The 22297-nt window shown below is 45.3% G+C and carries 20 protein-coding genes and 1 pseudogene; 15 read left to right on the top strand and 6 right to left on the bottom strand.

Features of this window, described 5'->3' with window-relative positions; translation table 11 throughout:
- The first annotated feature begins 100 nt into the window (after nt 1-100).
- Both LNL84_RS05070 and LNL84_RS05065 read left to right on the top strand, forming a co-directional pair.
- Entirely contained in the window at nt 101-994 is an 894-nt protein-coding gene (locus LNL84_RS05070) for a LysR family transcriptional regulator (RefSeq protein ID WP_244355877.1), read from the top strand.
- 96 nt (nt 995-1090) lie between these two features.
- Entirely contained in the window at nt 1091-1339 is a 249-nt protein-coding gene (locus LNL84_RS05065) for a hypothetical protein (protein WP_244355644.1), read from the top strand.
- Here the strand turns inward: LNL84_RS05065 and LNL84_RS05060 are convergent.
- Complete coding sequence (locus LNL84_RS05060; RefSeq protein WP_244355643.1) at nt 1320-2240, bottom strand: cation efflux transmembrane domain-containing protein; 921 nt, start codon at nt 2238-2240, stop codon at nt 1320-1322. The genes LNL84_RS05065 and LNL84_RS05060 overlap by 20 nt on opposite strands.
- A 111-nt stretch (nt 2241-2351) precedes the next feature.
- On the opposite strand from LNL84_RS05060, the gene LNL84_RS19865 reads away from it, so the two are divergent.
- Nucleotides 2352-2597 carry a VPA0510 family protein gene (locus LNL84_RS19865; RefSeq protein WP_482146144.1) on the top strand — a complete coding sequence of 82 codons (246 nt, stop codon included), beginning with the start codon at nt 2352-2354 and terminating at the stop codon, nt 2595-2597.
- A gap of 201 nt (nt 2598-2798) precedes the next feature.
- On the opposite strand, the gene malG is transcribed toward LNL84_RS19865, so the two are convergent.
- The 3 genes from malG to malE all read right to left on the bottom strand — a co-directional run bounded on the left by malG (nt 2799) and on the right by malE (nt 6542).
- Complete coding sequence (malG, locus tag LNL84_RS05055; protein ID WP_244355642.1) at nt 2799-3689, bottom strand: maltose ABC transporter permease MalG; 891 nt, start codon at nt 3687-3689, stop codon at nt 2799-2801.
- Between the two features lie 11 nt (nt 3690-3700).
- Complete coding sequence (malF, locus tag LNL84_RS05050; RefSeq protein WP_244355641.1) at nt 3701-5272, bottom strand: maltose ABC transporter permease MalF; 1572 nt, start codon at nt 5270-5272, stop codon at nt 3701-3703.
- An 88-nt stretch (nt 5273-5360) separates the two neighbouring features.
- Nucleotides 5361-6542, bottom strand: a complete 1182-nt coding sequence (gene malE / locus LNL84_RS05045) for a maltose/maltodextrin ABC transporter substrate-binding protein MalE (RefSeq protein WP_244355640.1) — start codon at nt 6540-6542, stop codon at nt 5361-5363.
- Between the two features lie 768 nt (nt 6543-7310).
- Here malE and malK point away from each other — a divergent pair.
- A complete protein-coding gene (gene malK, locus LNL84_RS05040; RefSeq protein ID WP_244355639.1) occupies nt 7311-8423 on the top strand; it encodes a maltose/maltodextrin ABC transporter ATP-binding protein MalK in 1113 nt (370 codons plus the stop codon).
- A gap of 299 nt (nt 8424-8722) precedes the next feature.
- Nucleotides 8723-8980: pseudogene (locus LNL84_RS05035) on the top strand (IS5/IS1182 family transposase); the annotation flags it as partial.
- A gap of 82 nt (nt 8981-9062) precedes the next feature.
- Here LNL84_RS05035 and LNL84_RS05030 read toward each other — a convergent pair.
- Both LNL84_RS05030 and LNL84_RS05025 read right to left on the bottom strand, forming a co-directional pair.
- Nucleotides 9063-9740, bottom strand: coding sequence for a LuxR C-terminal-related transcriptional regulator (locus LNL84_RS05030; protein ID WP_244355638.1), 678 nt, complete (start codon nt 9738-9740; stop codon nt 9063-9065).
- 244 nt (nt 9741-9984) lie between these two features.
- A complete protein-coding gene (locus LNL84_RS05025) occupies nt 9985-10185 on the bottom strand; it encodes a restriction endonuclease subunit S (RefSeq protein ID WP_244355637.1) in 201 nt (66 codons plus the stop codon).
- A 263-nt stretch (nt 10186-10448) separates the two neighbouring features.
- Here LNL84_RS05025 and LNL84_RS05020 point away from each other — a divergent pair, with 263 nt between their 5' ends.
- The 10 genes from LNL84_RS05020 to hutU all read left to right on the top strand — a co-directional run bounded on the left by LNL84_RS05020 (nt 10449) and on the right by hutU (nt 22291).
- Complete coding sequence (locus LNL84_RS05020) at nt 10449-11405, top strand: AAA family ATPase (RefSeq protein WP_244355635.1); 957 nt, start codon at nt 10449-10451, stop codon at nt 11403-11405.
- Nucleotides 11406-11443: 38 nt separating this feature from the next.
- Nucleotides 11444-12427 carry a DUF58 domain-containing protein gene (locus LNL84_RS05015; RefSeq protein WP_244355633.1) on the top strand — a complete coding sequence of 328 codons (984 nt, stop codon included), beginning with the start codon at nt 11444-11446 and terminating at the stop codon, nt 12425-12427.
- Nucleotides 12424-12930 (top strand): DUF4381 domain-containing protein, encoded by a 507-nt coding sequence (locus tag LNL84_RS05010; protein ID WP_244355631.1) that lies wholly within the window; start codon nt 12424-12426, stop codon nt 12928-12930. The genes LNL84_RS05015 and LNL84_RS05010 overlap by 4 nt, the downstream gene beginning before the upstream one ends.
- Complete coding sequence (locus LNL84_RS05005; RefSeq protein WP_244355629.1) at nt 12923-13879, top strand: vWA domain-containing protein; 957 nt, start codon at nt 12923-12925, stop codon at nt 13877-13879. The genes LNL84_RS05010 and LNL84_RS05005 overlap by 8 nt, the downstream gene beginning before the upstream one ends.
- A 4-nt stretch (nt 13880-13883) precedes the next feature.
- Nucleotides 13884-15728, top strand: a complete 1845-nt coding sequence (locus LNL84_RS05000) for a VWA domain-containing protein (RefSeq protein WP_244355627.1) — start codon at nt 13884-13886, stop codon at nt 15726-15728.
- Nucleotides 15729-15730: 2 nt separating this feature from the next.
- A complete protein-coding gene (locus LNL84_RS04995) occupies nt 15731-17368 on the top strand; it encodes a BatD family protein (protein WP_244355625.1) in 1638 nt (545 codons plus the stop codon).
- Between the two features lie 78 nt (nt 17369-17446).
- Entirely contained in the window at nt 17447-18172 is a 726-nt protein-coding gene (gene hutC / locus LNL84_RS04990) for a histidine utilization repressor (RefSeq protein WP_244355623.1), read from the top strand.
- Between the two features lie 122 nt (nt 18173-18294).
- Nucleotides 18295-19512 (top strand): imidazolonepropionase, encoded by a 1218-nt coding sequence (gene hutI, locus LNL84_RS04985; RefSeq protein WP_244355621.1) that lies wholly within the window; start codon nt 18295-18297, stop codon nt 19510-19512.
- Nucleotides 19505-20539, top strand: a complete 1035-nt coding sequence (gene hutG / locus LNL84_RS04980; protein ID WP_244355619.1) for a formimidoylglutamase — start codon at nt 19505-19507, stop codon at nt 20537-20539. Before hutI ends, hutG begins: the two co-directional genes overlap by 8 nt.
- Nucleotides 20540-20581: 42 nt before the next feature.
- On the top strand, nt 20582-22291 hold the full coding sequence (gene hutU / locus LNL84_RS04975) for a urocanate hydratase (RefSeq protein WP_244355617.1): 1710 nt from the start codon (nt 20582-20584) through the stop codon (nt 22289-22291).
- Nucleotides 22292-22297: the final 6 nt, after the last annotated feature.

Here is a 22297-nt window from a genome sequence, read left to right as displayed (position 1 = left end):
TATATCGCACCACTGTACTCACTCATCACTGGGAATGAAAATAGAATATGCGTATAATCATATAGATTATTTCAATAACACTGTGATATTAACTATGGCTATTAATAAGTCTTTGAAGTACTTCCTTGCCGTCGCTAAACACGGCAATATCAAACGAGCCGCCGATGAGCTTTACATCAGTCAACCATCACTAACGTCAGCCATAAAAAAGCTAGAAGCAGAAATGGGCGCCCAACTCTTTACGCGCTTATCAAAAGGAGTTGAACTAACCGCCTATGGCATTATATTTAGAGACTTTGCCCAAGATCAGCAAGAACATTACTTCTCTTTAAAACATCAATTTCAAGACATGCAAAAACGCCAGTTTGGTAAGATAAAAATTGGCACTGGTGAAGTCTGGTGGGAGCGATTTGTTAAACAAGCGGTCAAAGAGTATCAATCAAAGAGCCCCGCCAGTTCCTTCCATTTGGAATTTGGAAACAACCTGTCTTTACTCAATCACTTGACTAACGGTGATATAGATTTATTCATAGGACATGAGGTTTTAGACTTATCCCCTGATTGCCGTGTTTCTTTTCAACCCTTGTTTCAGGACTTCGAAGCAACCTATGTTTCGCGACATCACCCTTTAGCGACCGTCAGGGCAACGCCTGAGACTATTGAACACTATCCACTATTGCGAGTTACGCCAAATCACCCTAGACATCAGTCCGTCTTAGCCAATGGATTACCCCACGATGAATTGCTCGAGGAGAGAATTGTCTATGATGTTGATTCTGTATTAGCGAGCATCGATATGCTCAATATGACACACGCTGTAATGCCCTACAGCCACAGAGCAGAACATTGGCTATCAGATTTGGGATTAGTCTGTTGCTATATCGACCGCCAAATAGTGGGGAACATTGGTATATATACCAAACTTGGTGAAAGCAAAAGCAGCGTCAATGAGTTGATACATCTTATAAATCAGAACGTTGAAAATCTAAAATGATGTGTAAAGTCATCGTAAATCTCTAGAGTCTGTCATTTTTCTTTCATGATACTTTGCTCTAATCACTGCACCAAACTGTAGAAAGCAGATGCTAAATTGAGCCAAGTAAACATAACCTTAAGTGAGAAAACGCTAACGAACTTAAAAGCGGTTGAATATCAATGGGTACGCACAATGTACGTGGAAGGGTATGAAAGTGACGAAATCAATCACTATATCCAAACCTGTTTTGGCGGAGATAGTGTTTTCGCCGATCTGTTTCAAAAAGTAGCATTGGAGCAAGAAAGTTTGTATGTCTTGCTCCAATATGTTGGGTGTGCTCCGTCTAATCGTGAACTAGGTTAGCACTCTTCGATGCGGGTGAGCGCTTCAAGATCACATCTACATCCGTCACCGTATAGGGTTTATCAAGCTTTTGACGTAAGTCGTCAACGAAACGCTCGTAACTCTTAAACGTCATCGTTTCTCGTTTAGGATCAACATAGACCGACACCCAGGTTTTTCTTCCTAGCTTTGCGATAAAAATATCGACTATCTCGATCTCGTATTCTTGGGCTAGCCCTCTCAACCCACGAAAGAAAGGTTTAGTGTGTTCAATTGGTGGCATGGCCAATGTCAGCTCGCGCATGCCATTTTTGATGAGTTTAATAGGGTCGCCGATAAATGCCAAACTGAACAGCACCACAAGGATTTGGTCGATATATCGATCCAAAAATCCAACCGCAGTTCCTTGTAAAAGAAGAACAAGTAGCAGCGCTACACCGATAGCTCCCGATATGACTCCATTAATAAACCAAGCATTTTTTTCAGCTTTCAGCATGTCCGAATTCGATTGCTTATACCCGACATGACACACCCAATATAAAAACAGACAGATTGCGACCGCGGGAAAGACATAGAGCGCCATTAATGCAATCGCTGGCTCTCGTCCACCAGCAAGTAGTATCGGAATGTTGCTGCCCACAGCAAAGGCTATGAGGATCAAAATAGTGATGCCTTTTATTACAACAATGAGCGGCTCAAATGCGAAAAAGCCAATAGGATAATGCCTTGAAGATCCTGATTGGGTTAATTGGTAGATACGCAGCGAGGCAAAGCTCACTGCCGCGGAAAGTAAATTAAACGATGCATCTAACAGAATAGCACTCGACTCAGAAATCGTTGCCATTATACCGCCCCATAAGGCCAATACCCCTGCGCCTACCGCAGATATGATAAGAGCTTTTGATTCATTAACCTTAAACACTGGCCACTTCCCTTTTCAGAACGTTCCTGTCACTCGTTATAACACAGGCTGTAGGTACTGCCTATCTTCGCGACGCTTACTTGATGAAAAGTAAGCCATAAATGTCAAAATTTGCTCATTCCATCCGAAAACGGGCATGGACATCACAAGCACAAGCACAAGCACAAAGATGAAGTCATTGTAATCAAGAAATACAAGGCCTCGCCCAAGCATCGCCCAAAGCATAGGCACTACCACTATAAAAGAATGCCTAAGCGCACGACGTACATCAAAATCGGGAATCTCTCTTATGCGCGGGTCGATGGCCACTACTACAGACGTAAAGGGGATAGCTACGTCAGCGTAATCATCAAATAAGAAGTGTAGGAAATCGGATAAGAAAAATGCTCAAGCAAGCTTGAGCATTGGTTACAAAAAACTGTTAAACGTGACAGTAAGGAATCAAGGTAACAGCCAGCTATACGTAACACCAGCGAGTCTCACTCAACTTGTCGGCGGCCAAACCAAATGGGTGTCGAGTGACACATAGGGGTCACCTTTCGATGACCCTTATTGTTGTTATCCTTTAACACCGCCGGCTGTTAGTCCACCAACAAGCCAACGTTGTGCAAGTAAGAATACAATCGTAATTGGTAACGCTGACAATACCGCCGCCGCTGCAAAATCACCCCATAGGTAGTTTTGTGGGTACAAGTACTGCTGCATTCCAACTGCTAATGTATATGAGTTTACATCAGATAACAGCAAAGATGCTACTGGAACCTCACCAACGACCCCAATAAATGACAAAATAAACACTACTGCGAGAATAGGAACTGACAGTGGCAACAGCACCAATTTAAACGCCTGCCAAGGTGTTGCACCATCGAGTGCCGCTGCTTCTTCCAATGAATTGTCTATCGTTTCGAAGTAGCCTTTAATTGTCCATACATGTAGCGCAATACCACCAAGGTAGGAGAATATTAAACCTCCATGGGTATTTAATCCAAGGAACGGAATGTATTGTCCTAGCTTATCAAACAACGCATAGAGAGCAACCAAAGCCAATACCGCTGGGAACATTTGAAAGATCATCATCGCTTTCAAGATCGTACTTTTACCAGGGAAACGCATACGTGCAAATGCGTAAGCCGACGTTGTCGAAAGAGCCACAATCAAGATCGACGTGATTCCAGCTACTTTTACCGAGTTCCAAAGCCAGGTCAATACTGGGAATGGCGGCGGCGTGACCGAACCATCTGCATTAGTAACCGAAATGCCCAAGGCCAACTTCCAGTGTTCCAATGATGGATTTTCTGGGATCAGACTACCCGATGCAAAGTTACCTTCTCTAAATGAAATGGCGATAACCATCAATAGTGGGAAAATGATAAGTGATAAGAAAACCCAAAGTGCAATATGAGTCGCCCATACACGGTATTTTAAGGATTTACCTTGTACCATTGCCATTGTTCTACTCCTTAATCCTGTTCAAGCTTAGTGAAACGTAGGTTGAGCAATGCCAATGCACCTACAAGTAAGAAGATAAGCGTCGCGATTGCACTTGCCAGACCAAAGTCCTGACCACCCGAACCCTCAAAGGCGATACGGTAGGTGTAGCTAACGAGTAAATCTGTGTAACCGGCAGGTTCAGACGTACCAATCATGTTTGGTCCACCTTGTGTCAACAACTGTATCATTACAAAGTTATTGAAGTTAAAGGCAAAGCTTGCAATGAGTAGCGGTGTTAAAGGCTTAATCATCAATGGTAGTGTGACTTTCTTAAAGTTGTGCACAAAGTTAGCACCATCGATAGCAGAAGCTTCATACAAGTCATCAGGTATCGCTTTTAATAATCCCATACATAAAATCATCATGTAGGGGAAGCCGAGCCATGTATTGACAATCAACACCATCGTTTTGGCAAGAATCGGATCCGAGAACCAGTTAGGGCTGATACCAAAGATGGACTCAAGAACCATGTTTATTTCACCAAAACTCTGGTTAAACAAACCTTTAAAAATCAGAATTGAGATGAACGCTGGGACCGCATAAGGGAGAATCAAAAGTACACGATAAACTGCGCGGCCTTTGAGCTCTTCCCACTGAACAATGCTAGCAAGTACCAGGCCGATAACTAACGTAAAGATAACCGTTAGTACCGAGAACACGACCGTCCAAATAAAGATGCTAATGAAAGGCTCTTTGATACCATCATCCTTCCAAACACGCTCAAAGTTGTAAGTACCAATATCAACAATGAAGCCTGGTGACACAGTGTTCCCGATAAACTCACCGTTGTCATCGACAGGTTGATAGAAGCCCACTTCCATATTTGGCTTGAAGATTTCGCCCGTCTTGTTGTTAAGAAGATCCTCTGTACCTTCAATTTTGCTAAACAGCGCTTGTACAGAAGCAAACTTACGTAAGCCACTCATACGAATGTCTGAGCCGTCAGGCATGTGAAGATCGATGGTGTTCAGAGTCGAACGATTTTGAATAATCGCTTTTATTTTCTCTTTTTCACCAGATTGAGTTTCTGCCACAGACAGATCGTAGTCTGCTGATGGGCTAGAGATATCAAACTCAGGGCTAACCAGCAGTTGGTCACCATCTTTGACGTAGATACGATGACCATTGCCTGTTTTGTATAAATCAAAAGAGAAACTTTCACCACTTTGGAACGTACGCTGTTCCAGAACGCTTTGTGCCCGCTCTAAAGACAATTGGTTTTTGGCACTGTAGTTGGTGAAGGCCAATCCGACGGTATAGACCAAAGGGAAGATGATAAACAAAATCATCCCAGCGATACCTGGATAAATGTAACGGTGTGCGTAGGTTTTCTTGCTACCGAATACGTAAAGTGCCAGAGCGGTTAAGACCACGGTAAGCAATGCAAAGGCAAGCTCACCACGGGAATACATTAAAATTGTTGCGTAGCCATTAACAAGACCAACAGCCCCTAGAAGAGACCACTTTATGAATACGTTTTTGCTGGTTGGTGTTGAAGAAGCTGGCGCTGACATGGCATCTGTACCTGGAACTGACTGCATAATACGACCTGCTAGCGATATAAAAATAAAAAATATAAATGAAGGAGGGGTTACCCCCTCCTTAAAAGGGTAGTTCTAAAATAGGTTGTTACTTAGTCATTTGCTTTTCTGCGTCAGCTAGAGCTTCGTCCACAGATTGGCGACCATCAACCACATTTACGATAGCGTTCTTAGCAGAAGCCCAGAAAGCGTTCATTTGTGGTACGTTAGGCATGATTTCGCCGTTCATTGCATTGTCCATTGTCGCAGCAATACGTGCATCTGCGCCTAGCTCATCTTGGAAAGATGTTAGAGCAACCGCGCCAAGTGGCTTATCATTGTTCACTTCACGTAGACCGTCGTTTGTTAGTAGGTAGTTCTCAATGAACTCAACAGCTAGATCTTTGTTTGGTGAAGCTGTGCTGATACCTGCCGTTAGAACACCAACGAAAGGCTTTGAAGCTTGACCGTTGAACTTAGGTAGCGTAGTCACGCCGTAGTTGATGCCTGATTTCTCAATGTTTGCCCAAGCCCAAGGACCATTGATAGTCATGGCTGTTTTACCTTGGTTAAATGCAGACTCAGATACCGAGTAGTCCATATCTGGAGAAATCACGCCCTTGTCAGCCAGTGCTTTAACAAAGCTAAGTGCATCGTTAACACCTTGCTTGTTAATACCCGCATCTTTCACGTCGTAACCTGATGCAGAATACTTGAATGCGTAACCACCGTCAGCAGCCATAAGTGGCCATGTGAAGTACGGTTCTTTTAGGTTCCACATGATTGCTGTTTTGCCGTCTTTAGCAAGTTTTGCATTCAATGCTTCCACTTCTTCCCAGCTCTTTGGTGGGTTAGGAACAAGATCTTTGTTGTAGATTAGAGATAGAGACTCAACTGCTACTGGGTAACCAATTGTTTTACCGTCGTAGTTTACAGCGTCCCATGCAAAATCAATGATACCGTCTTTGATCTCTTTTGACGGTTTGATTTCAGCTAGAAGGCCTGCTTCTGCGTACTCACCAAAACGGTCGTGAGCCCAAAATACGATATCAGGACCATCGCCAGTTGCAGCAACCTGAGGGAAACGGCTTTCAAGACCATCTGGATGCGCTACGGTCACTTTGATACCCGTCTCTTCCTCGAACTTCTTACCAACTTCAGCAAGACCGTTGTATCCTTTATCGCCATTAATCCAAATGGTAAGTTGTCCTTCTTCGATAGCAGCATTTGCACCAAAAGAACCTAGAGCGACTAGCGTACCTAGAGCTACAGTGCTTAGGGCTTTTTTCATGTTCATATCCTTTTTATAGTTTTGATCGTAGGTTTATCCAGAGGATTTGCCTTATTTCGAAGCATATCATCTAAAAAATTTTAGTTGCTATCATCATCCTACTCTCTACGCCCTTAGAGGTCGGTATGATTTCCGTGATCTCAATCGGTCACCGTGCGCGATCATTGTCACATAACGTTCGGTAAGTGTGACCAATTTCACCATTATAAGGACGTTTTTTTTGACCTAGATCTCACCATGCGTTTCTACTCCCCTCACCCCTCATCCTTTTCTACTCCCCCTACAATTATTTCGATTAGGAGGATGACCGATTTACCAATATCACGGAAACTGCACTCATCCAAAGCGGATGGTAAGAACCCTATACCAGCGAGTAGCTCGCTATATTCGTTTTATCGAACCATCGCTTTAGCCATCAATAAGAGCGTTTTACTCATTAAGAGATGTTCATTCAACTTGTCAATGAAATCACGCGGCTTAAAGTGCCTAGAGCAAACGAAAATAACGAGTGCTGGTTTGCAATGCCGGGCAAGACTTTGTAGATATGGATTGAAGTACCAGTGGTAATTAATTTACGGGGGAGGGCTTTCAATTCATACCGGGGGATACAAACTTGTTCTTGGCTTGGGGGTGGTGCCACTACACTAGCGCACCACCCTTTTTTCTTTCTATTCAGCTCAATGAAAAATTCCTACTATTATTGCCTGCTAAAGTGTCTTTATAATAACTGGCAGTAAATTATAAAAAGATAAATCGAGGACGAGCTACATGGCGAGTGTCACGTTAAAAAATGTTAGTAAAGCGTACGGTGACGTACTGATTTCTAAGAATGTTGATCTTGAGATCAATGAAGGCGAGTTTGTTGTCTTCGTTGGTCCATCAGGTTGTGGTAAATCAACGCTGCTTCGTTGCATTGCCGGACTAGAGGACATCACCTCTGGTGACTTGTACATTGGTGAAGAGCGCATGAACGATGTTGAGCCTTCAAAGCGTGGTGTGGGCATGGTTTTCCAATCCTACGCACTTTATCCTCACCTGAATCTTTATGACAATATGTCTTTTGGCCTTAAGCTCGCAAAAGCCGATAAAGGTGAAATCGATCGTCGTGTCGAACATGCTGCCGAGATCCTGCAGCTTGGTCACCTACTCGAGCGTCAACCAAAAGCGCTATCGGGTGGTCAACGTCAACGTGTTGCCATTGGCCGTACACTGGTATCCCAACCAAATGTCTTTCTATTAGACGAACCTCTTTCTAACCTTGATGCTGCACTGCGCGTTAATATGCGCTCTCAAATCACCAAACTTCAACGCCAACTGGGTTGCACCATGATCTACGTTACCCATGATCAGGTCGAAGCCATGACGATGGCCGATAAGATTGTGGTTCTTGATGATGGATTTGTCTCTCAGGTTGGTAAACCTCTTGAGTTATATCACTACCCTGAAAACCGTTTCGTGGCTGGCTTTATTGGCTCTCCTAAAATGAACTTCATGAGTGTGTTTATTGATGAAGTAGAAGAGAATCGCGTTAAAGTTCAGCTTTCAGATGGTGATTCTTTCTGGATCCCTGTCGATGGTAAAACCGTAAACCGTGGAGACAGAATGTCATTAGGCATCCGACCTGAGCACTTAGTCTCGGCAGCCGATGGTGATGCAAAAGTTGCAGGTGAAGTGATGATTGTCGAAAAACTTGGCAATGAAACTCAGGTATACCTTAACCTAGAAAGTGCCGATGCCGATGTGATTTACCGTCAGCCAGATACTCTTGCTGTAGAAGTCGGTGATAAACTCACCATTGGTATTCCAGCTCACCGCTGTCATTTGTTCCACAGCGATGGCCGAGCATGCCGACGTCTGCACAAAGAAGCGGGCGTAGAATAAAGCTCACTCAGCCCTATTTAAGCACCTTTGCTTGCTGAAAATCCCCCTGCCTCATTGAGGTCTGGGGGATTTTATTTTTTGACTAACTTATTTGTTATTTTGATTGTGCAATCGGCTTTATTGCTTAAGTCGATGGAACTTAATCAAGAAGCTACGATCTGATCGGCTACACCCATTAATCGTCGTCGCCTCATGCTTATACCTCGTGACAAGACAACTAACTGGAAGAGTACACTAACGCTTTATTAAACCGTGGTTCTCTGACCTTTAGGATTGATGAGGTAGCGAATCAGTACACCCCACCACGAGAAGGGGCAGCCTTCTGGGAACGAGGACATCCTCGCAATTTAGCGGTAAGTTACCAGAAGTTCTATAGATCCAACAAGAAGTGGAAAAGTAGTATGCTATCACCAGCGTTCGCTATCAGAGACAGCTATGTATCAAGTGAACAGTTGTTAGGTGTTACAATAAGCCTTAGAAATTTCAACGCTCAGGTTGGTGAGACTTACGCAATAGTCAAAGCGTTGAACAAGCTTACAGGGCTAGGCATGTCTTAAACTCAGTCTATCGTTTAAGAATTGAGCACAATGGGGTAGGCATAGCTTCACTCTGAATTAAGCAACAAAGCCGATAGGGTAATTAAACAAATTCTTTAGAGGCAATGTTGTTTTTAACCCATAACAAGGCTTGAACACGATTTTTAACCTTTATTTTTTTGAATGTATTGTGCAGGTGGGCTTTAACAGTATTTTCACTAACAAACAATTCTTCGGCGATCTGCGTATTTGACGCACCATCTCCGAGTAGTTTAATGATCTGTTGCTCACGTTTGGTCAAATTTGTATAAGAAGGGCTTGTTTTGAGGCATTGTCGTTCACGGTAAAGCTTGATGTATTCAAAGACCAGTTTACGGCTCATCCACATCTCGCCATCCAGGATACAGTTAAAACCTTGCGTTAGTGTGTCGAGAGTATCTGAGGTATAAAACACCCCCACCAGATTTTGCCATTTCAACAATTCTGAATTCGGTATTTCTTCTGGGGTATTAATTAACACTTCCTGAACATTATCTGTTAGAGACTCCTTGAACTCTAGGTATCGTCTAAGGTGACGCTCCCCTAAAGCTAAGTAATCGATGATAAGAAAGTCGAGTTCAGAGGCCGTTACACCACCTCCATCAGGTGTCAAACGCTCTGGAGACATAAGCCTTATCTCCAATGCGACTTTTTTCTCTATCGACTCTTTCAGTAGACTAGACTGCAAATTGTTATCGGCTAACAATATTGCACGCCTGGCGTTTCGTGTGACCGTCGCCATGCCAACTCCGTGTGGTTATTTTATTCCATTAGTAATACTAAACTTAATAGGAGTTGTCGGTACGTCAAGTTTTGAAACCTTGTGATTACAGGGCTAGAAGTATAAAAACACCTTATATACAACGAGATAGGCTGCGCGTCTCAAAAATGAGAAATGCGAATCAAATCACCAATTTATAATTTTGTCACTTGATAAAAAGTGCAGCCTCTAGCTACACTTTCTAATTAACAGAAATTAGCAAATGCTAATGTATTGGCGCATTGTTTTTCTCACTAAACTTGCCAAAATATTTTTCTAACACTTCAGGCGTCAATTTCCCTTCTGCTTCTAACTGCTTGAGCTCAGCTGCGATTTTCTTTTGCTCATCAATCGAAGGTAATTTCTCTTCTGGCTCATTAGCCATTTGGGCTGACATTTGCTCTAGCTCTTTTTCAAAGTCACTCATGACATGCTTACCTAATTACAATAAAAACTGGCCACAGTGTACTGTTTTTTCCTTGCAAACGCCAAGATCCTCACGCTACGTCTTCATTGGCAGCATATCTTTGCCTTGCTCCCAGTTAGAGGATTTGATTCTTGTTCCACACGCAACAAAGATTACAATGGCTTGACGTACAACGACGGAACTTTTTATAGTCTGACCCATCTATACAGGTGCGCGCTAATGTGCCGAACACTAGCTAGACAAATCAAAGGAGATACTTTTTCATGCCCGCGAACTCTTTCCAACAGTTACAATGCTACCTTGAATCTCAAGTTATCGGACAAAGCCAATTGGTTAAACAGTTGCTGGTAGCATTACTCGCTGATGGGCATATCCTCGTTGAAGGGCCTCCTGGCCTTGCTAAAACACGAGCGATTAAATCGCTAGCGGAGTGTATAGAAGGTAGCTTCCATCGTATTCAATTTACCCCAGACTTATTACCGTCAGATTTAACTGGCACGGATATTTTTCATGCTGAAACGGGTAATTTTGAGTTCAAATCTGGACCGATTTTTCATTCTTTGGTTCTAGCCGATGAAGTCAATCGCGCACCTGCAAAGGTGCAAGCGGCAATGCTTGAAGCGATGGCCGAAAAGCAAATCAGTGTCGGCCAAAAAACCTACCCATTACCCGAACTGTTCTTGGTAATGGCAACACAAAACCCAATCGAGCAGGAAGGCACTTATCCACTTCCAGAAGCTCAACTTGATCGATTCTTGCTTCATTTAGAAGTCGCCTACCCCGATGCTCAAGCGGAACTTGACATTTTGCGTCTAAATCGCGGAGAAGCACTCGAAGGACACCAGCAACCTAAGTTCGAGTTGTCACAATCAGATATCTTTTCTGCGCGCCAACAAGCATTGTCTATTCATATGGCTGATAGCATCGAACAATATTTGGTTCGAATTGTCATGGCAACACGAGAGCCTAAGAGTTACAGTGACACTCTTGAGCGTTGGCTGGAAATGGGCGTTAGCCCTAGAGCAACAATAGCGCTCGATCGCTGTGCTAGAGCGCACGCCTGGCTGTCAGGCCGCGATTTTGTCAGCCCTGAAGATGTACAAGCCGTTGTCTACCCAGTGTTAAGACATCGTTTGTTGCTGTCTTATCAGGCGCAGGCTGAAGGTATTACGGCTAACAAAGTTATTAGCGAAATTCTGGCTATGGTCGCTTCAGCTTAGTCCGACAATAGAAGAATCTGTGTTAACAACGAGCCATGATGATATTTAGAAATCAACCACACAATAACCCGCTCACAGAGGCGATCCAGGATGGATTCCTCGCCTCTTCGTGCCAAGGGGCATTGCTGACGATTGAAGAGCTTGTTCATTACAAAACGTACAGTAAGCGATGGCTACCACCAGCCAAAAGCCTGTGGTCACAACTCAACGGCAGTCATCAAAGTTCAACTAAAGGTCGCGGTATGACTTTTTCCGAGGTCAGGCAATATCAGCCCGGGGATGACATTCGTCAAATTGACTGGCGAGTCACAGCCAGAACAGGAAAAGCTCACACAAAGCTGTTTACAGAGGAGCACGAAAAGCCGGTTTTCTTGTTAATCGACCTCGCCCAAAGTTTGTTCATGGGTAGTGAACTGTTGCTCAAATCCGTTCAGGTTTGCCATATGGCCAGCCTGTTAAGCTGGATGGCGATAGCCAATGGGGATCGCGTCGGCATGTTAATTCGCACCTCTAGTGGCATCGTTGAGATAAAACCCACTAACGTTACCAAGAACCTGCTAGGCATGCTGCAGCAGCTCATTGAACTGCACAACGCGGCATTGTTGCAGTGTTGCGACATTCACGATAAACAAGCCACGCCCCAGGATTGGCCAATCTCGACACTAAAACGAGTCTGTCCTAAGGGCAGTGACATCATTCTATTGAGTGATTTCTCGACACAGACAGATAAGTTTGAATCAAGCCTTAGTGCGCTCAGGCAGCATCACGCAATAAGAGCCATCCAGATTTTTGACCCGCTAGAAGTTGGTGACACCGACTACAGAGGCACCCAGCAAGTGATCCATGGCAATGGCAGTTCACTACTGAACTTCTCACTGTCTTCCACTCGCAAACAATTACGCGCTGCGTTTATAGCAAAACAGCAGCGAGTCGAAGACCAACTAACAACAATGGGCATACCCTATTCTCAAATATCTTGTGGGAGCCCGCTACTAAAGCAACTAAATGGAATACAACAATGAGTCAAGCTGACACTAATCAACTCCTTCCTCTCAATGCAATCCAATTGCCTCAAGAGCCGTCATGGTGGCCACTTGCCATGGGATGGTGGAGCCTATTACTGACCACTGTCATTTTGCTATTCACTATTTATTTTTTCGTGCGATACAAAAAACGCAAGCTCAAAGCCAAAAAGGCAGCACTGAGTCTCTTTGCGCTGGAGAAACATCAATTGTCACCATCCGCTGCTCTGGAGTTGGTGCGTCAAGCGGCACTCAGTTACTATCCACGTGAGCGTATCGCCAACTTAACTGGTCTCGCTTGGTATCAATTTCTCGATTCTCAATTAGAGCAACCTAGGTTTACCAATAACAAGGTACAATGGGACAGAGCGCTATACCAACATCAGGAACCCAAAGATAAAGAACAGCTTATTCAAGATTGTCACACATGGATTAGCGAGGCGCTGCCTCCTAAAAAGAAATTTCGAGTTCAACCTTTAAAAGCACAGTCGGTAAATGAGTAATTTAACACTTGAGTGGTGGTGGATGTGCCTGTTACTTCCACTTCCCTTGATTTTCCGTCACTACCGCCGCGCGCATGCCCAGGCTGCTATCATGCTTCCGCATGCGAGTGGGCTCAACAAAGACAATGCTCCACAAAGTGCCATCACTCCAATTGTTTTAGCCTTTGCCTGGTCACTGCTCGTTGTTGCAGCATGTCGCCCGGTCTGGCTTGGTGAAGCGGTGGAGTTTCACCCCAAGCACCGAGACATGATGTTGGTTGTCGATTTGTCTTACTCGATGAGCAAAAAAGATATGCGCCATGAAGGCGAGTATATCGATAGGCTTAGTGCCGTAAAAAATGTCGTGTCCGATTTTATCGATAAGAGAAAGGGTGACCGTGTTGGTCTGGTCTTGTTCGCCGACCATGCCTATCTGCAAACTCCGCTAACCCTTGACAGGGACACGGTACGTGAGCAGCTCAATCAAACAATTCTCAAACTCATTGGTACGCAAACGGCCATTGGCGATGGGATAGGTCTGGCAACGAAGACATTTATTGATGGAGACGCCCCGCAGCGAGTAATGATACTGCTAAGCGATGGCGGAAATACCGCTGGCGTGATCGACCCACTAGAAGCGGCCAATATCGCAAAAAAATACAACACTACCATCTACACAATTGGGGTGGGCGCTGGAGAAATGCAAGTCAACGACTTTTTCATGACCCGCACTGTAAACACGGCGGATGATCTTGACGAAGACACACTAACCCGAGTCGCCGAGATCACGGGCGGTCGATATTTTCGAGCAAAAGATGCAAAGCAACTACACAGCATCTACGAAACGATTAACCAGTTACAACCCATCTCCACCGCCACTCAATCATGGCGCCCTCAAACCGAGTGGTTCGGTTTGCCGTTGGCGGTTTCTATGATCCTGTTCGTTTTCGTCATTGTGAGACGGAGATAGCACTATGACTCTGACCTTTCTATACCCAAATATTCTATGGCTACTGCTACCAGCAATCGCCTTTCTCGGTTGGCAATTTAAATCGCGTAAACACAATACCGCCCTAGCACCACATCTTGCAAAGGCACTGGGACTCGCTCACAGCCAATCTTCTAAATCGATCGGTGTGACCGTCAGCGCTTTTTTACTCCTAGGGATCATCGCATTGTCTGGGCCAAGTTTTGGGGAAAACAAAGCGGCAGGGTTTCAAGCTGATAAAGCCCAAGTGATTGTGATGGATATGTCTCGTTCAGTCTATGCAACTGACATTAAGCCAAGTCGTCTACACCAAATCCAATACAAGGCGCAGGATTTACTGCCACTGTTGTCAGAAGGACAAACGGGCCTTGTCGCCTATGCGGGTGATGCCTATAGCCTCAGCCCATTGACTACGGATTCCGCCACACTAAAAGAGACAATAAGTCACCTTTCACCCGCTATAATGCCCATCCCCGGCGCTCGCGCTGACCGAGGGGTCGCTCAAGCCATTTCTTTAATTGAGCAAGCAGGGCTGCGTAAGGGAGAGATCATTTTATTGGCTGATGATCTTGATGACGTTGAGTTAACGAACATTAAAGCACTGGTAAGTGGCAACAACTGGACCCTTTCTATCCTTGCTATTGGTAGCCGTTCAGGAGCACCTATTTTGCTACCCGATGGCAATTTATTACAAAACTCAGCAGGGCAAACAGTTGTTGCAAAGACCGCCTTCTCTCGCCTAAAACAAGCGGCGCAGTATGGTGGCGGCGTCTATCAAACTTACACCAGCGACAATCAAGATATTGAAACTCTTGTTGGTAACAATGCAATAAACCAAGGGACACGTCACGACAACGTTGAGCTGTCGACACAAATTAACAGTGGATATTGGTTAGTGCCTATCTGCCTGGCGCTGGCTTTAACCTTTTTCAGAAAAGGCATTTTATTTACGTTCGCTTGCCTGCTGATTATCAATATTGGCTATACGCCAAGCCTGCAAGCTTCAACGCTTGATGCAGCCTTTAAGAACTCAGATCAACGCGGTTTTCAAGCTTTTGCGAAAAATGACTTTGATAGCGCTCAATCTTTGTTCAAAGACAAGAAGTGGAAAGGTGCTAGCGCCTATCAAGCAGGCGATTTTGACTCTGCCATCGAATACTTCGCCAAATTTGATGATGTTGCTTCTCAATACAATCTTGGTAATGCTTATGCTCAAAACCAACAGTTTGAACAAGCCATTAGGCAATACGAGAGTGTGCTGACTCAAGACCCTAATCACCAAGATGCCCGACATAATCTGGCAATAGTGCGCGAACAGCAACAACAACAGCAACAGCAACAGCAACAGCAACAGCAACAGCAACAGCAACAGTCTGAAAACGCCCCCTCTCAAAAGCAACAAGACGCCAATACAGATAATCACTCAAATCACAGCGATTCCGAAACGCCGAATAGCAACGACACCACCGAGCCAAATCCTAGCAGCGAAGGGGCTGGTTCTAGAAGCGACGAAAAACGTTCATCACAAGAGTCACAAGAGTCACAAGAGTCACAAGAGTCACAAGAGTCACAAGAGTCACAAGAGTCACAAGAGTCACAAGAGTCACAAGAAAGTAATCACACACCCTCAGATAAGACAAGCGACAATCAACAACTCTCTGGCTCTCAAGGGACTGAAAACCCTTACTCTCAGCAACAAACCGTTGCCCCTGAAATGCGCCGCCTTGAACAGGTAGAACAAGCTCGCGATCCTAGCTATTTGATCAAAGCGCAAATGTTGTTACAAGCACAACAAAAAGCACTCCCTAATTCGACAGGAAAAGACTGGTAATCATGAAAAGTAATCGTCGCCTTCTAAATCGTATCCTTGGTCTGTTTTTGATTTTTTTCGCTCATTCTAACGTTTGGGCTGCGTCACTCACGGCGAGTGTAAACAAAACAAAAGTGGTTAAAGACGAAGTAATTCAACTGCGCGTGATCTCCGACAAAAAGCTCAGTAGAGATGAAATTAGCTTTGATGTACTGAGCGATGACTTCTACCTTGGTAGACCCAACTTTAGCTCATCAGTCAACATTATTAATGGCACCAGACAAGACAAGAGCGAATGGACCATCGCCATTGCGCCGAGCCGTCTTGGAAAAATCACCATTCCGGGCTTTACCGTTAATGGTGTTTCATCTGCCCCAATCACGCTTAATGTGACGATGAGTGAACAAACCTTTAATGCCGATGATGTGATTGAATCGCGCTATGACATAGCAAAGCAATCATTGTACCCTCAGCAAAGCGTCATGTTGAACTCAAGAGTCATTATCAAAACCGATCCGAGACGACTGCAAGATCCTAAGTTAACCTCCCCAGAATCTCAAAAAGGCGTAAAACTGACCGCCATTGGTGAGCCCAAACAATATCAAGCCGTTCTGGAAGGCCAGGATGTTCTGATCGTTGATCAATCGTTTCAGGTAACTGCACAAGAACCTGGACGTTATACTATCGAAATACCGACGCTTACAGGTTCCATGCTGCTTGGCGATAACCGAAGTGGTACCACCAGGCTAGTACCACTGTCTCCAACAGCAAAAACCATAAGTATTGAGGTAAAAGCTCAGCCTAGTGACTATCAAGGTCAATGGTTACCAGCCGACAAACTATCGCTCACCCAGGTTGTTGTTGACAGTGAAGGTCGACCTCTTACTGAGCAGGAAACAATCTCTTTGCAAGTGGGAGACTCTCTGACACGTACCCTCACTCTTACCGCACAAGGCCTTACTACCGAACAGTTTCCCACCCTGGCCATTGATAATCCAAGTGGTTTTCGCGTTTACTCAGAAAAGCCAACATTAGACAACCATGCGGATGGCTCCTCAAGCATGACACTAACACAGGTGATTATTGCGCAAAAAACTGGCCTGTTTACCTTGCCAAAAGTAAGTGTGCAATGGTGGAACAGCCAAAAAGATACAAGCCAGGTAAGTGAGGTAGACGCATTACAGGTCGATGTTTCTGCCAGCGAAGTCGCTCACTTGCCAAAAGCAGAGAGTTTGGCGCAACCGACAGAGAAGGTCGTGATTGTTGATGCAGGGCTATGGCCTTATGTTGCTGCGATTGCGAGCGCGCTTTGGCTCATGACACTTGCGCTACTGATTCGAGAGCGTCGTAAACCGCGCACCCATATTGAAGATGATTCACAACCCGCTGCTACAACAGCGAATAACATTCAAAGTGTTTTGCTTGCCGTTAAACAGAACAATCCGGTAAGAGCACAATCAGCTTTTGACCTGTATAAAAGGAGCACCACACTCAGTGCCGATGCAGACAAACAGATCCAGCAACAGCTCAATCAATTTCACCAAAGTCACTTTGGCAAACAGCCCGTTGCCTGGCAAAGTGACACGCTGCAAAATCTTTTGCATGAGCTTGGGAAGAGTCATGCAAAACAGGTAAAAGCATCGCCTTTGGCCAAGCTTTAGCAGGTAAAAAACACAAGACTTGCAAATCGATATGAATTCAACGAATATTTGTATAGTCAATTTATAAAAGTAGATGTTATGGATACTACCAAGTCAGTCGAGCCACTTTACATTCAGATCAAACAGTTTATCGAAAGCAACATCGATTCTGGCCGATGGAGTATCGGGCACAGGATCACCACTGAGATCGAACTGGCTAAACAATTTTCAGTCAGTCGAATGACGGTCAATAAAGCGATTCGCGATCTTGTCTCGGACGGTAAACTGGTCAGAAAACCTCGCCTTGGAACCTTTGTTCGTTTACCTGACGATAAGGTAGAGTCCCCATTACATGACACTCGCAACATAGCCGAAGAGGTGCGCACTCGTGGAAAGCAACACAGCAGCATCGTTGTGAAGCATGACGCTATCAATGCCGATGAGTATATCGCCACCAAGCTTGGTATCATGCTGGGAAGCCCAATATTTTACAGTGAAATCATACACAAAGAAGACGGCACTCCGATCCAACTTGAATGTCGATGGGTGAATGCTCACTACGCTCCTAATTACCACCAGCAGGATTTCACCCAAACAACGCCTAATGAATACCTTTCCAAAAACTGCCCACTCACCGCGATAGAACATACCGTTGAAGCAATCCAGTGCAAAGAAGAAATTGCTCGTCAGTTAAACATCACGCCGCAAGAGCCGTGCCTACTACTCAGTCGTCGAACTTGGAGTGACAGCAAGCTTATCAGTACCGCACTACTTTATCACCCTGGGTCGCGCTATAAGCTCAGTTCTAAGATAGACATCCAATAACAAAGCAACGATCTTAGTAAACCACTAAGTTAATCCGTCATCACATTTCGGTGTTCAGTCACTTGATCATTTGTATATTATACTCTATTTATTTGTATATACATTTGAAGAATTGATCACTCATGAACCTATTACTCACTAATGTCCATTATACTAGCTTGCTTGCGGGCGATGAAGGGTACGCCGTCAGCGCGCCTTCAACCATTTCGATCCGAGACGGCGTGATCGATCGCATTTGTCATCAATCCGAATTTAATATGAGTCTTGAAGATTTCGACACGATTCTAGACTGTCAGGGCAAGCTCATTACGCCCGGATTCATTGACTCTCATACACATCTCATTTTCGCTGGAAGCCGATCACAAGAGTTTGAACAACGCTTGTTAGGCGCCTCCTATCAGTCAATTATCTTGAACGGCGGCGGCATACACTCTACGGTTCAAGCGACTCGACTTGCTAGTGAAGAACATCTCATAGAGCTCGCGTTGCCCAGGCTTGACAGCTTAATTCGCTCTGGCTGCACTACCGTCGAAATCAAGTCCGGTTATGGTCTTAGTTTTGAACATGAAATCAAAATGTTAAGAGCAGCCAAAGCATTGGAAAGTCATCGAAAAATCAATGTTCATACGACGCTGCTCGCCGCGCACACCGTTCCCAAAGAGTATCAGCAACGCCCTGACGATTATGTCGATTGGATCTGCCAAGACATGATCCCTTACTGTGCTGAGCATCAATTGGCAGACAGCGTTGATGTCTTTTGTGAGTCGATTGGCTTTAATTTGAAACAGAGCGAAAGAGTATTCCAAAGTGCAGTTAAGCATGGCTTATCCATCAAAGGTCATACCGAACAGCTAAGTAATATGGGAGGCTCAGCGCTGGCGGCTCGTTACGGAGCATTGTCTGTGGATCATATTGAGTATTTAGATCTACCTGGCGTAGAGGCGCTATCCAAAGCAAATACCGTGGCAACACTCCTGCCTGGTGCGTTTTATTTTCTAAAAGAAACACGTAAGCCACCGATTGAGCTTCTGAGAAGACATAATGTTCCAATGGCCATCGCCACCGATGTGAATCCAGGTACATCGCCATTTGCTGACTTACGTTTGATGATGAATATGGCTTGTACTCTGTTTGGGCTTTCACCTCAAGAAGCACTCAGAGGTGTGACCAACCACGCAGCACAAGCTCTTGGGAAACAAAATGTTATTGGCCAAGTGAAGGAAGGCAACTGTGCTGATCTGGCGGTTTGGGACATGTCTCACCCGTCGGAGCTAAGCTATCAGATCGGGCTCAACTCCCTGTACTGCCGCGTCGTGAACGGGAGATTGGATTATGTCTAATACAAATGACGTTCTTCAACAGCAATTACGTAGAGATTTCATATGGTCAGGACGCACAGATAAAGAAGATGGCTTGAAAGGGCTACGCGTCCACAATAGTGTGATTCAAGCTCCTCTTAACGGCATCTTGCAACAAGATCCAAGTGTAGTTTTGATCGGTTTTGAAACCGATACTGGCGTGAAACGCAATCAAGGGCGCATCGGTGCCGCAAAAGGCCCAAACCATCTTAGACAGTGTTTAGCCAACTTCGCCTGGCCACTTAATAGCACGCTAATCGACGCGGGTAACATAGCCTGCCAACGGGGTGAATTAGAGCAAGGCCAGGCCACAACTGCCTTGGTCATCAGCCAGCTTTTGGATCAGCACTTTGTGATTACCTTGGGGGGCGGGCATGAGATCGCCTGGTCTTCGTTTTCGGGTCTAGCACAACACCTTCGTCAACATGAAGCGTCCCCTCGCATCGGTATCATTAATTTTGATGCTCATTTTGATCTTCGTGAATACCGTTCCGACGAGTACGCACTTTGCGCAAGCTCCGGCACTCCCTTTACCCAAATTTCCGATTACTGCCTCACTTCCAATCTGGATTTCAATTACCTGTGTATTGGTGTATCGCCGACGAGCAATACTCAAGCCCTATACAACAAAGCACGCGAGCTACACGTTGGTTACATCGAAGATAGCGCAATTAACTCGCGCAATGAAGACGCTCACTTGGCGACAATTCAACACTTTATCGACACCGTCGATGTTGTGTACTTGACCATTGATTTGGATGTTTTCCCAGCAGCGCAAATGCCCGGCGTGAGTGCGCCAGCTGCGTTTGGGGTTTCGTATGAAAACCTATGGCCATTAATAGCACAAGTGCTTAAAAACAAACACAAACTCAAGCTTGCGGATCTCGCAGAACTAAACCCAGACTTTGATATCGATAATCACAGTGGTCGCCTAGCGGCGCGGCTATGTTGGGAAATAGCGCGCACAATGAGCGTTTATTCTCTCGGTGATCAACAACCTAATAACTAACAGCAACAATCGCCAAAGAGCGAAGCAAAAGGAATAAATCCAATGACCAAACAGATTGATTCTCGCAACGATGAGACGCGCGTGATTCGAGCACCACAGGGCACGACACTGAGTGCCAAATCATGGCTCACTGAAGCGCCTCTTCGCATGTTGATGAATAACCTTGATCCTGATGTCGCAGAACATCCTCAATCGCTCGTGGTCTATGGTGGCATAGGTCGAGCAGCCAGAAACTGGCAGTGTTATGACAAAATCATTGAAGTCCTTCAGCGGCTAGAAGACGATCAGACCTTACTGGTTCAATCCGGTAAACCTGTGGGCGTATTCCCAACCCATAAAGATGCACCTAGAGTCCTAATTGCCAATTCAAACCTAGTCCCTCACTGGGCAAATTGGGAGCACTTTAATGAGCTCGATAAGCAGGGCCTTATGATGTATGGGCAAATGACCGCAGGCTCATGGATCTACATTGGCTCTCAGGGCATCGTTCAAGGTACATACGAAACCTTCGTTGCGATAGCGAAAAAGCACTTCGATGGTAGAGGCACCAATAAACTGATCCTGACTGGTGGCTTGGGCGGCATGGGCGGGGCTCAACCTCTTGCTGCCACCATGGCCGGCTTTTCCATGCTTGCCGTTGAATGCGATGAGTCACGTATCGATTATCGGCTACGTACGGGGTATGTTGATGTCAAAGCCCATACTTTGGATGAGGCGCTCGCGGTCATTCAACATTCTGACAAACCTATTTCTGTTGGTCTGTTAGGTAATGCTGCGGACATCTTTGCGCAGCTGGTAGACAAAGACATCACCCCTGACGTCGTTACAGACCAAACCTCTGCGCACGATCCTCTTAATGGCTATTTACCCCAAGGCTGGAGTATGGAGTACGCTGCACAGCAAAGGAAAGTGGATGAAGTTGGTGTGGTCAAGGCAGCAAAAGCTTCGATGGCCGTGCAAGTTCAAGCAATGCTCACACTGCAACAGCGCGGTGCGGTGACACTTGATTACGGCAACAATATCCGCCAGATGGCGCTCGAGGAAGGCATTAAAAATGCGTTCGACTTCCCTGGATTTGTCCCTGCCTATATTCGCCCACTCTTTTGTGAAGGAATTGGTCCATTTCGCTGGGCTGCTCTTTCCGGTGACCCAGACGACATTTATAAGACAGATCAAAAAGTCAAAGAGTTGATCCCAGACAATCCTCACCTTCATAATTGGCTCGATATGGCGCGCGAACGCATTCAATTCCAAGGGCTACCTGCACGTATTTGTTGGGTTGGTCTTAAAGATCGTGAACGCCTTGGCCAAGCATTTAACGAAATGGTCAAAAATGGCGAACTCAAAGCCCCCGTCGTTATTGGACGAGACCATTTGGACTCTGGCTCGGTGGCAAGCCCTAACCGCGAAACGGAAGGCATGCTCGATGGCTCTGATGCCGTTTCTGATTGGCCACTACTTAACGCGCTTCTCAATACAGCCGGAGGCGCGACCTGGGTATCACTTCATCACGGCGGCGGCGTAGGTATGGGGTTTTCTCAACATTCGGGGATGGTCATTTGCTGCGATGGTAGCGAGGATGCCAGCCGACGAATCGCCCGTGTGCTTCATAATGATCCGGCAACTGGTGTCATGAGACATGCTGATGCTGGCTACGATATTGCCAAGCAGTGCGCAAAGGAACAACGTTTAGACTTGCCAATGATCAATGCTGAACTTGCCGAGCTCAATCGCACACTCAATAACGAATAACAACAA

Source organism: Vibrio gelatinilyticus (genome assembly GCF_022836845.1).
Taxonomy (GTDB): Bacteria; Pseudomonadota; Gammaproteobacteria; order Enterobacterales; family Vibrionaceae; genus Vibrio; species Vibrio gelatinilyticus.
This window is presented reverse-complemented; position numbering and strand designations above follow the sequence as displayed.